The organism is Mesorhizobium sp. M7A.F.Ca.CA.002.15.2.1, assembly GCF_003998715.1.
GTDB lineage: Bacteria > Pseudomonadota > Alphaproteobacteria > Rhizobiales > Rhizobiaceae > Mesorhizobium > Mesorhizobium ciceri.
Genome location: NZ_RZPI01000104.1, coordinates 1 through 11264, shown reverse-complemented (window position 1 = coordinate 11264; position 11264 = coordinate 1). Strand labels below are relative to the sequence as shown.

Below are 11264 nucleotides of genomic sequence, written 5' to 3'. Positions count from 1 at the left end.
ACCGCGAACTGCGCAAGAAGCCGTCGACGACCAGGGATGGTGTCCAGGTCGATTTGCTGATGAATGCCGGTCTCGCCGTCGACCTGCCGCAGCTTGCCGAAGCGGGTGCGGCCGGCATCGGTCTGTTCCGCACCGAATTGCAATTCATGGTCGCTTCCACCTTTCCCCGGGCCGAGGCCCAGGAAAAGCTCTACCGCGACGTGCTCGAAGCGGCGCGCGGCAAGCCCGTCACCTTCCGCACCATCGACATTGGCGGCGACAAGGTGCTGCCCTATTTCAAGGGCGCGATCCAGGAAGAGAACCCGGCGCTTGGCTGGCGGGCGATCCGCCTGACGCTCGACCGGCCGGGCCTGCTGCGCACCCAGATACGCGCTTTGCTCAAGGCCAGCGGCGGGCGTGAGCTGAAGCTGATGCTGCCGATGGTGACCGAACTCGGCGAGATCACCCAGGCACGCGAGATCATCGACCGCGAGGTGCGGCATTTGTCGCGCTTTGCCCATCATTTGCCGACCAGCCTGAAGCTGGGGGCGATGCTTGAAGTGCCGTCGCTGCTGTTCCAGCTCGATGAATTGATGAAAGCGGTCGATTTCGTCTCGGTCGGTTCGAACGATTTGTTCCAGTTCGTCATGGCCGTCGACCGCGGCAACACGCAACTGGCCAACCGCTTCGACACGCTGTCGGCACCCTTCTTGCGCGTCCTCAAGCAGATCGCCGATGCCGGCGTCCGCAATCACACGCCGGTGACGCTATGCGGCGAACTCGCCGGCAAGCCGATCTCGGCGATGGCGTTGATCGGACTCGGTTTCCGCTCGATCTCGATGTCGCCGGCCTCGATCGGGCCGGTCAAGGCGATGCTGACGGAACTGCCGCTGGACGAATTGAAGGCGTTTTTCGACGACAATCTGATGGCTCCGGCACAGGGCCTGCCGATGCGGGCGCTGCTGCAGGCCTTTGCCGACGACCGTTCGATCCCGTTATAGCAGCCTCATCATGGTCAATTTGCCCCGCGATCGTATGGATCAAGTCGTCAAGCGTTTCGAGATGCTCGAAGCGCAGATGTCGGCCGGCCCGGCGCCGGACGCCTATGTGCGCATGGCGTCCGAATATGCCGAAATCCAGGACATGGTGGCCAAGGTCAGGGCGCTGCGCGCGGCCGAGCATGAACAGGCCGACCTCGAAGCCATGCTTGCCGACAGGGGCACCGACGCCGAGATGCGGGCGCTGGCCGAGGCCGAGCTGCCAGGGGTCGAGGACCGCATCGAGGCGCTGCAGAAGGACATTCAGATCCTGCTGTTGCCCAGGGATGCCGCCGACGACAAGAACGCCATTCTCGAAATCCGCGCCGGCACCGGCGGCGATGAGGCCGCGCTTTTCGCCGGCGACCTGTTTCGCATGTACGAACGCTACGCCGCCGAACGCGGCTGGCGTTTCGAGACCGCCTCGGCCAGCGATGGCGATGCCGGCGGCTACAAGGAAATCATCGCCACGGTGTCGGGCAAGGGCGTCTTTGCGCATCTGAAATTCGAATCCGGCGTGCATCGCGTGCAGCGCGTGCCGGCGACCGAGGCCAGCGGGCGCATCCACACGTCGGCGGCAACCGTCGCGGTGCTGCCCGAGGCCGAAGAGGTCGACATCGACATCAGGGCCGAAGACATCCGCATCGACACGATGCGCGCCTCGGGTTCGGGCGGCCAGCACGTCAACACCACCGATTCGGCCGTCCGCATCACCCATCTGCCGACCGGCATCATGGTCGTGCAGGCTGAGAAATCGCAGCACCAGAACCGCGCCAAGGCGATGCAGATCCTGCGCGCCCGCCTCTATGATCTCGAACGCGGCAAGGCTGACGAGGAGCGCTCCGAATCGCGCAAGTCACAGGTCGGCTCCGGTGACCGCTCGGAACGCATCCGCACCTATAATTTCCCGCAAGGGCGCGTCACCGACCATCGCATCAATTTGACGCTCTACAAGCTCGACCGGGTGATGATGGGCGAACTCGACGAGATCATCAACGCGCTGATCGCCGATCATCAGTCCAAGCTGCTCGCCGACATCGGCATCGATGACTGACCTGCCCAACGCGCTCGGGCCGCTGCTGCGGGAAGCGCGGGCTCGGCTCGGCAGCACCGTCGACGACCCGGCGCTCGATGCGAGGCTGATCGTCGAGCATTTTACGGGCACGACGCGCACGCAAGCCATTGCGGACCCCGAACGCAGGGTCGGCGCCGGCGCTGTTGCCGAAATCGATGCCGCGTTGAGACGCCGCGCCGGCGGCGAACCTGTGCATCGCATCCTCGGCTATCGTGAATTCTACGGTTTGCGCCTGGCGCTGTCGCCGGAAACGCTGGAACCGCGGCCGGATACCGAAACGCTGGTCGAGGCGATATTGCCCTTCGTCAAGGCGGTTGCGACGCAGGAAGGCGAGTGTCGCATCCTCGATCTTGGCACCGGCACCGGCGCCATTGCGCTGGCGCTGCTCAGCGTCGTGCCGACGGCTAATGCCACCGGCGTCGATCTGTCCGCGGGTGCGCTGGCGACGGCGGCCCGCAATGCCGGGCAACTTGGTCTTGCGGGCCGGTTCACGGCGCTGCAGTCGGACTGGTTCGAAAAAGTTTCCGGCCGGTACCATGTAATTGTCGCAAACCCTCCCTATATATCTTCCGAAGACATTGGAAATCTGCAGGACGAAGTCCGCAATTTCGACCCGCGCCTAGCCCTGGATGGCGGCGCGGACGGTCTGAACCCCTACAGAACCATCGCTGCGGAAGCGGCAAGGTTTTTGGAAATTGAAGGCAGAATTGCGGTCGAGATCGGCCATACGCAACGCAACGAGGTCTGCGAGATATTCACTGCAGCCGGCTACGTGCCGGGCAGTGTTTTCCGTGACCTCGGTGGAAACGACAGGGTTATTGTCTTTGAAAGGATAAAGCCTTGACGCAGTGCAAAAAAGCGCTTGGCAATGCCGGGGAATGCGGCTAGGGTCGCCTTAACCGGATGAGACGAAGCAGGCAGTGCTCTTAGCGATTCGGTTTTCCTTGGAAATAGCTGCCTTCTTGCGCAAACGATGCCCAAGCTTCGTGCGGGAATCGTCCGGCAAGTGATGTAACCGGAACAGGATGACACGTGGCGCCAACGCAATCGATGCGGGCGAACGCCGGTGAAGAGACGAAACGGCTGGCTGCATGAGCGCCTCCGTTCGTGAAGAGTTTTTCGAAAATTTCAAAATGAAGAGAGTTTGATGAGGCCACAACAGCAGAACAGGCGCATGCGCGGTCGCAACAACAATGGCGGCGGCGGTGGTAACAATAACAACAATAACAACAACAACCGCAAGGGGCCTAATCCCCTGACGCGCAACTACGAGAGCAATGGCCCGGACGTGAAGATCCGCGGTTCGGCTCAGCAGATCGCCGAAAAATACGCCACCCTTGCCCGTGATTCACACAGCTCCGGCGACCGGGTCATGGCGGAGAACTATCTCCAGCACGCCGAGCATTACAATCGCATCATCGCGGCCGCACAGGCGCAGATGCCGATCCAGAACACGCAGCAGAATCGCGATGATTTCGACGATGATGGCGATGAGGACCGCGACGATTTCGACAATAGCGGCAACAACAGCAACGCTGCTTCCGACGTCCAGATCCCGGTGGTCAACCATGGCGCCGGCCCGCAGCCGGTTATCGAAGGTACGCCGGCCGAGGTCGCGCTGAACCGGGAAGGTGGCCGCGAGGCCCGCGATAACAATGGCGGGCGCAACAATGGCGGCCGCGACAACAATGGCGGGCGCCATCGTGATCGCCGCCCCAATGGCGGCTATGGCCAGAACGGCCAGCGCGACTTTTCATCGTCCGCCGAGCAAGGTGGTCAGCCCCAGGGCAACGAGATCCCGGTCCAGGGCGAAGCCGTTTCGCCGACCGAATCTGTGGCGCCGGCCGAACCGGCTCCGTCGTTCGAGAACCTTTCCCCGGCAGGTCTTGCCGCCCAGGCCGAACTCAACGAGGCGGCCGCCGAAAGCGGTGCTGCCCGTCGTCCGCGTCGTCCGCGCCGCCCGCGCGTCAACGCCGATCAGGTTGATGGCGGTAGTGACAATGCCAGTTCCGGGACCGACGCCGGCGAGGTGGCTGCGGCCCCGGCCGACAGCGGCAACGCCCAACCGGTCAATGTCGATATCGATAACTGACCCAACGGCATTTCAAGGCATTGAGCGGCGGAGAGAAATCTCCGCCGTTTTCGTTTGGGCGGCCGTGCAATATTATGTGGTTGCCGATATCGGGACGTCTTGAGGGTTCAGCGCCTGTGCACCATATCAGCCTCAACTGGACCCGGCTCGAATGAGCGGGTCCGTCACCGCAATCGGATCCGGTGCCGCAAAGCGGGCCGGTGATGGAAGGAGACAGATATGAACCTTGAGAAATACTCAGAGCGCGTGCGCGGCTTTATCCAGTCCGCGCAGACCATGGCGCTTTCCCGCAACCACCAGCAATTCACCCCTGAACATATCCTGAAAGTGCTCGTCGACGACGACGAGGGCTTGGCCGCGTCGCTGATCGAACGCGCCGGCGGCAACATCCGCGACGTCAAGCTTGGCGTCGAGACGGCGCTCGAAGCGATGCCCAAGGTCGAGGGCGGCAATGGCCAGCTCTATCTGGCCCAGCCGCTGGCGAAAGTGTTTTCGACCGCCGAGGAACTGGCCAAGAAAGCCGGCGACAGTTTTGTCACGGTCGAGCGGCTCTTGCAGGCGCTCGCCATGGAAAAGTCGGCCAAGACCGCCGACATATTGGCCAAGGCCGGCGTCACCGCGCAGGCGCTCAACCAGGTCATCAACGATGTCCGCAAGGGCCGCACCGCCGATTCGGCGAGTGCCGAACAGGGCTACGACGCGCTGAAGAAATACGCGCGCGACCTGACTGCGGATGCCCGTGCCGGCAAGCTGGACCCCGTGATCGGCCGTGACGACGAGATCCGCCGCACCATCCAGGTGCTGTCGCGCCGCACCAAGAACAATCCGGTGCTGATCGGCGAACCCGGCGTCGGCAAGACGGCGATCGCCGAAGGCCTGGCACTGCGCATCGTCAATGGCGACGTACCGGAATCGCTGAAGGACAAGCAGCTGATGGCGCTCGACATGGGCGCGCTGATTGCCGGCGCCAAATATCGCGGCGAGTTCGAGGAGCGGCTGAAGGCCGTGCTCTCCGAAGTCACCTCGGCCAGCGGCAACATCATCCTGTTCATCGACGAGATGCACACGCTGGTCGGCGCCGGCAAGGCGGATGGCGCCATGGATGCGTCCAACCTGTTGAAGCCGGCGCTGGCGCGCGGCGAGCTGCACTGCGTCGGCGCCACCACGCTCGACGAGTATCGCAAGCATGTCGAGAAGGATGCAGCCCTTGCCCGGCGCTTCCAGCCGGTTTTCGTCGACGAGCCGACGGTGGAAGACACCGTTTCGATCCTGCGCGGCCTGAAGGAGAAATACGAGCAGCACCACAAGGTGCGCATTTCGGATTCAGCGCTGGTGGCGGCGGCGACGCTGTCCAACCGCTACATCGCCGATCGCTTCCTGCCGGACAAGGCGATCGACCTGGTCGACGAAGCCGCATCGCGGCTGCGCATGCAGGTCGATTCCAAGCCCGAGGCGCTGGACGAGATCGATCGCCGCATCATGCAGCTCAAGATCGAGCGCGAGGCGCTGAAGGTCGAGACGGACGATGCTTCGAAGGACCGGCTCGCCCGCCTGGAAAAGGAACTCGTCGGCCTTGAGGAGGAATCGACCGAGATCACCGCCAAGTGGCAGGCCGAGAAGCAGAAGCTCGGGCTCGCCGCCGACCTGAAGAAGCAGCTCGACGAGGCGCGCAACGACCTTGCCATTGCTCAGCGCAAGGGTGAATTCCAGCGCGCCGGCGAGCTTGCCTATGGCAAGATTCCGGAATTGGAAAAGAAGCTGAAGGAGGCCGAGGCCCAGGACGGCAAAGCCGGCATGGTCGAAGAGGTGGTTACCCCCGACCACGTCGCCCATATCGTCTCGCGCTGGACCGGCATTCCGGTCGACAAGATGCTGCAGGGCGAGCGCGACAAGCTGCTGCGCATGGAAGACGAGATCGGCAAGCGCGTCGTTGGCCAGGGCGAGGCGGTGCAAGCTGTGTCGAAAGCGGTGCGGCGCGCCCGCGCGGGCCTGCAGGATCCGAACCGGCCGATCGGCTCGTTCATGTTCCTCGGACCGACGGGTGTCGGCAAGACCGAGCTGACCAAGGCGCTGGCGAGCTTTCTGTTCGACGACGAGAGCGCCATGGTGCGCATCGATATGTCGGAGTTCATGGAAAAGCACTCGGTCGCCCGGCTGATCGGCGCGCCTCCCGGCTATGTCGGCTATGAGGAAGGCGGCGCGCTGACCGAAGCGGTGCGGCGCCGGCCCTATCAGGTCGTGCTGTTCGACGAGATCGAGAAGGCGCATCCGGATGTGTTCAACGTGCTTTTGCAGGTGCTCGACGACGGCCGCCTGACCGACGGCCAGGGCCGCACGGTCGACTTCCGCAACACGCTGATCATCATGACGTCGAACCTCGGCGCCGAATATCTCGTCAACCTCACCGAGGACCAGGATGTCGATCTGGTGCGCGACGAGGTGATGAACGTCGTCAGGGCATCGTTCCGGCCGGAGTTCCTCAACCGCGTCGACGAGGTGATCCTGTTCCACCGGCTGCGCCGGCAGGATATGGGCCGCATCGTCGAGATCCAGCTCAAGCGGCTCGAGAGCCTGCTTGTCGACCGCAAGATCACGCTATCGCTGGACCAGGAGGCGGTGGATTGGCTGGCGGCCAAGGGCTACGACCCGGCCTATGGCGCGCGGCCGCTGAAGCGGGTGATGCAGAAGGAATTGCAGGACCCACTGGCGGAGAAGATCCTGCTCGGCGACATCCTCGACGGCTCGACCGTCAAGGTGACAGCCGGTTCCGACCGGCTGAATTTCCGCTCCAAACCGACGATCGTCGCGGCGGAAGCGGCAGCCTGATCCTGCGCCGCGCGTCCTTCCTGGACGCGCGGCGTTTTCATATAAAACGTGGGGTGGGGATGACACTGGACGACTACAACAGCTTCTGCGACTCGCTGCCTTCGACGACCCATGTCGTCCAGTGGGGTGGCGCCCATGTTTGGAAGGTGGGGGCCAAGGTCTTCGCGATCGGCGGCTGGGACGATGGCCAGCAGCTCTTCGTCACCTTCAAATGTTCCGATATCGCCTATGATGTGCTCAAGGAACAGCCGGGGCTACGGCCCGCACCCTATCTTGCCTCGCGCGGCATGACATGGATCCAGCGTCGGACAAGCCAGAGCATGGATGATGCCGCGCTGAAGGACTATCTGCGCGAGAGCCATCGCCTTGTCGCCCTGAAGCTTACCAGGCAGGCGCGCAAGGAATTGGGACTTGCCGAAAGCTAGCCTATATTCCTTGAGGCGCCGGAAAACCGCCATCTTCATGCCCGGTTCATGTTGGAACCATAGGATGGTGTAACTGGTTTGCTGGCGAAGGGGTTCGCCAGAAGACAATGCCGGCGGCGGCAAATTTACGGACCGGAGAATTTGGCCACCATGTTCCGCACGATCTTTGCCCTCTCGGCGCTAGCCGCCGGGCTTGTGTCTTCCGGGGCGTTCGCCGCGCCGACGACGGACAATGCGCCAAGGGTTGTCCGCGCTGCCGATACCGGGGGCATCCTTGTCGCCCAGGACGGTAATCTCGACATCTACTACGACGCCAGGGGCAACCGCGTGATCGTCGATGCCGATACCGGCAAGGTCATCGCCATCCAGCCGCCGCAGACCCGGCTCGACCGCCGCGCCTTGCGCCGCGAGACACGACTGCGCGAACTGGGCCGCGCCCCCGAAGGCGACGACCGCTACTATCTCGACGATCCGGAAGACATGGCGCGGTTCCGGCGCAAGCAGTTGGAAGAGGAAGGCCGCGTTATCCCGCCGCCGGCAGATGAGTACGATCCCTATGGGGACAATTCCGCCGAAGCCTACCCGCCGGCGCCGCAGGACGATGGCAATTACGACGACAATTATCCCGACGCGCCGCAGCCGGCTAAGCCGGGTACAATCAAGCGCCAGCCGCTGAACGAGGCCGCGATAGACCCTGCCCAGCCGACGACACCCGCCGATCAGGCGGCTCTGCCGCCAAAGGCCGGCGACAAGACCACCGTTGCCCCGGCACTTTCGCTGGGAGCGCGCCAGGATGTCGCCGCCCTTCAGGTGCTGCTCGACCGGGGTGGCGCTTCGCCTGGCGTCATCGACGGGCGTTTCGGTTCGAATGTCGACAAGGCGCTCGCCGCCTACAACCAGATCACCGGCGCCAATCTGCGATCGACCGACGCGGTCGCCATCCAGGCGGCACTTGCGCAATCCGGCGGCGATGCCTTCGCCAATTACACGATCACAGCGGAGGACGCGGCCGGTCCTTATGTCGCGTCGATCCCGGAAGACTACAGCCAGAAGGCGCAACTCGACCGCATGGGTTATACGTCGGTGACCGAGGCGCTCGCGGAGCGCTTTCACATGGACGAGAATTATCTCAAGGCGCTCAACCCGGAGGTCGATTTCAATCGTCCCGGCACGATCATCAAGGTCGCCAATTTCGGCAGGCTGGTTTCGACGCCGGTGGCGCGTATCGTCGCCGACAAGGACAAGAAAGAGGTTTTCGCCTATGACGCCGGCGGCAAACTGGTCGCGGCCTATCCCGCAACCATCGGCTCGTCGGATACGCCGTCACCGTCCGGCATACACACGGTGTCGCGCGTGGCGCTCGATCCGAACTACACCTACAATCCCAGCATCAATTTCAAGCAGGGTCAAAACGACAAGGTCCTGACCATTCCGCCGGGCCCGAACGGTCCCGTCGGTTCGGTCTGGATCGCCCTGGATAAGCCGACCTACGGCATCCACGGCACGCCCGATCCGTCGAAGATCGGCAAGACCGAGAGCCATGGCTGCGTACGCCTGACCAACTGGGATGCGCGGGAGCTGGCCAAATTGGTTTCGCCGGGCGTGACGGTGGAGTTTGTCGGCGGGCCCTCAGCCGATAACCTTGCGCAGCAGTGAACCGCGAAGCGCGGCGGCATAGACCAACTGCACGACCAGGATGAAGCCGACGCCGAGCAAGGGACTGACAAGCGAGAGTGCGGCGCCGACCGCCCACAGGATCTGTGCCTTGATGATGCGCAGATAGACCGTGCGTTTGGTTTCCGCATCGACATCCTCTGCTACGAAGCCGCTTTTCTCCGCATAACGCCAGCTCGCGAACAGCGTGACGCCGAGCGCCAGCAGATTGAGCCAGTAGACCAGCACCGCGGTTCTGAACTCGAGGAAGTCGGCCAGAAGATCGGTCGAGAAGGGCAGCAAGGCGATGAAGGCGAGAAAGCAAAGGTTCAGCGTGGCAAGCCGTCGATCGGATTTGGCGATCAGACCATGCTGCGCCTGCTGGCCAAACCAGAAGATGGTCAGCGTCAGGAAGCTCAAGGCGTAGGTCAGGAAACGCGGCGCCAGGGCGGCGATCGCGGCGAGCAGCTCGCGTTCGGAATGGATCGCCTCGTGCGCCGGCACCCTGATTTCGAGAACGATCAGGGTGAGCGCGATGGCGAATACGCCATCGGTGATCCCGACGATACGGCCGCGTCCCTCAGCCGATGCTTCAAGTGGCCGCTTCATCGATGTTTCCCCATCGGCACCTTCCGGAAACCTAGCATGGTTGCCGCCATTTGCATCTGACAGGGTGCGACCCTGGCCAAACGGCTGGTTTCAGCGACAGCAAGCCACTGGCTGGTTGTTGCCGGTGCGCCAGGGGTTTAAGCAAGGTTTCATGCATTCACCAAGTGAAGCCGCCGCCGTCCCGCTGACCAATCCGGTCACGAATGGAACGTTTTGTCCGCAGTCGCGGCGACGATTTGTGCTGATCGCGGCAATTCTGGCCTCGGCGCTTGGCTTCATAGACGGCTCCATCCTGGCCATCGCTACACCAGCGATCCGCGTCAATCTCGGCGCAAGCCTTGCCGAGGCGCAGTGGATTTCCAATGCCTATGCGTTGACGCTCTCGGCGCTGATCCTGGCCGGGGGCGCTGCCGGTGACCGATTCGGTCTGCGCCGCGCCTTCGTGGCCGGCATCGCGCTGTTCATCCTCGCTTCGCTTGCCTGTGCGCTGGCGCCGAATGCAATTGTGCTGATCGCATTTCGCGCGTTGCAGGGCATCGGTGCGGCAATCATGGTGCCTGGCAGCCTCGCCATCATCGCCAAGGCCTACCCGAAGAAAGAACGCGGCCGTGCTATCGGCATCTGGGCGGCGGCTTCGGCGCTGACCACGGCACTTGGCCCGGTGTTCGGCGGCTTCGTGCTGTCGGCCTTCGGTGACGGCATCTGGCGGGCGATCTTCGCCATCAACCTGCCGCTGGGCTTGATTTCGATCTGGCTTCTGCTGGCCAAGGTTCCGGCCGATGTGCCGACGGAGAAACGCAGCCTGGATCTCGGCGGTGCAGCGCTCGCGACATTGGCTTTCGGTGCGCTTGCCTATGGGCTGACCTCGATGAGCGCCAGCGGCGAGGGCCTCATGGCAGGGCCGAGCATTGCCGCCGGCGTCGTATTGCTGGCTGTCTTCATCGTCTTCGAGCTTCGGCAGCGCGAGCCGATGATCGACCTCAGCCTGTTTCGCGTCGGTGCTTTCGCCGGCGCCAATGTGGCGACGTTCTTCCTCTATTTTGCGCTGTCGGCCAACCTTTTCTATCTGCCAATGCTGCTGATCGCCGGCTGGGGCCTGAGCACGGCCGAGGTCGGCTTCATCTTCCTGCCCTTGTCGGCATCGATCGCGCTTTTGTCGGGACCTGTCGGCAAGCTGTCGGACCGGATCGGACCGCGTTTTCCGATCGCCTGCGGCAGCCTGGTCGTGGCTTTTGCGTTTGCCGGGCTGGCCTTGCTCACCTACGCCGGCATCCACAATTTCTGGACCGGAACATTCCCGCTGATGGGGCTGATGGGGCTCGGCATGGCTCTGGTCGTGTCGCCCTTGTCGACCGCGATCATGACGGCGGTGGAGGACAAGGACACGGGGGCGGCCTCCGGCATCAACAATGCCGTCTCACGCATCGGCGGTCTGATCGCGGTGGCGGCGATGGGCTCGCTTGCCGCGTGGGTCTACGCGAATGCACTGGACGCGAGCGCAACGTCCGGCATCCCGGGATTTGGTGAACCGGCGCCAGCCGGGCTTGCCCCGGCCATCGATGCGACAA

9 protein-coding genes are annotated in these 11264 nt (G+C 63.4%); 8 read left to right on the top strand and 1 reads right to left on the bottom strand.

Features of this window, described 5'->3' with window-relative positions:
• From ENZ74_RS09055 to ENZ74_RS09025, 7 genes are all read left to right on the top strand, one after another.
• The coding region (locus tag ENZ74_RS09055; protein WP_348630691.1) for a putative PEP-binding protein at positions 1–980 on the top strand (980 nt) is incomplete at its 5' end.
• 10 nt (positions 981–990) lie between these two features.
• Positions 991–2070, top strand: coding sequence for a peptide chain release factor 1 (gene prfA / locus ENZ74_RS09050; RefSeq protein ID WP_013529461.1), 1080 nt, complete (start codon positions 991–993; stop codon positions 2068–2070).
• Positions 2063–2935 carry a peptide chain release factor N(5)-glutamine methyltransferase gene (gene prmC / locus ENZ74_RS09045; RefSeq protein ID WP_127312737.1) on the top strand — a complete coding sequence of 291 codons (873 nt, stop codon included), beginning with the start codon at positions 2063–2065 and terminating at the stop codon, positions 2933–2935. The genes prfA and prmC overlap by 8 nt, the downstream gene beginning before the upstream one ends.
• Before the next feature lie 303 nt (positions 2936–3238).
• Positions 3239–4183, top strand: coding sequence for a DUF4167 domain-containing protein (locus ENZ74_RS09040; protein ID WP_024503799.1), 945 nt, complete (start codon positions 3239–3241; stop codon positions 4181–4183).
• 219 nt (positions 4184–4402) lie between these two features.
• Entirely contained in the window at positions 4403–7009 is a 2607-nt protein-coding gene (clpB, locus tag ENZ74_RS09035; protein ID WP_063169066.1) for an ATP-dependent chaperone ClpB, read from the top strand.
• A gap of 59 nt (positions 7010–7068) precedes the next feature.
• Positions 7069–7434, top strand: coding sequence for an MmcQ/YjbR family DNA-binding protein (locus ENZ74_RS09030; RefSeq protein ID WP_013529465.1), 366 nt, complete (start codon positions 7069–7071; stop codon positions 7432–7434).
• Positions 7435–7584: 150 nt separating this feature from the next.
• Complete coding sequence (locus tag ENZ74_RS09025; protein ID WP_013529466.1) at positions 7585–9090, top strand: L,D-transpeptidase family protein; 1506 nt, start codon at positions 7585–7587, stop codon at positions 9088–9090.
• Here ENZ74_RS09025 and ENZ74_RS09020 read toward each other — a convergent pair.
• Positions 9064–9696: a TMEM175 family protein gene (locus ENZ74_RS09020; RefSeq protein WP_063169065.1), complete on the bottom strand. Its 633-nt coding sequence runs from the start codon at positions 9694–9696 to the stop codon at positions 9064–9066. The genes ENZ74_RS09025 and ENZ74_RS09020 overlap by 27 nt on opposite strands.
• A 151-nt stretch (positions 9697–9847) precedes the next feature.
• On the opposite strand from ENZ74_RS09020, the gene ENZ74_RS09015 reads away from it, so the two are divergent.
• Positions 9848–11264: MFS transporter (locus ENZ74_RS09015; protein ID WP_127312736.1), on the top strand; the 1417-nt coding region annotated here is incomplete at its 3' end.

Coding starts and splice junctions, on each gene's coding strand:
- prfA (WP_013529461.1), top strand. CDS start 991: ATGGTCAATTTGCCCCGCGATCGTATGGATCAAGTCGTCAAGCGTTTC.
- prmC (WP_127312737.1), top strand. CDS start 2,063: ATGACTGACCTGCCCAACGCGCTCGGGCCGCTGCTGCGGGAAGCGCGG.
- ENZ74_RS09040 (WP_024503799.1), top strand. CDS start 3,239: ATGAGGCCACAACAGCAGAACAGGCGCATGCGCGGTCGCAACAACAAT.
- clpB (WP_063169066.1), top strand. CDS start 4,403: ATGAACCTTGAGAAATACTCAGAGCGCGTGCGCGGCTTTATCCAGTCC.
- ENZ74_RS09030 (WP_013529465.1), top strand. CDS start 7,069: ATGACACTGGACGACTACAACAGCTTCTGCGACTCGCTGCCTTCGACG.
- ENZ74_RS09025 (WP_013529466.1), top strand. CDS start 7,585: ATGTTCCGCACGATCTTTGCCCTCTCGGCGCTAGCCGCCGGGCTTGTG.
- ENZ74_RS09020 (WP_063169065.1), bottom strand. CDS start 9,696: ATGAAGCGGCCACTTGAAGCATCGGCTGAGGGACGCGGCCGTATCGTC.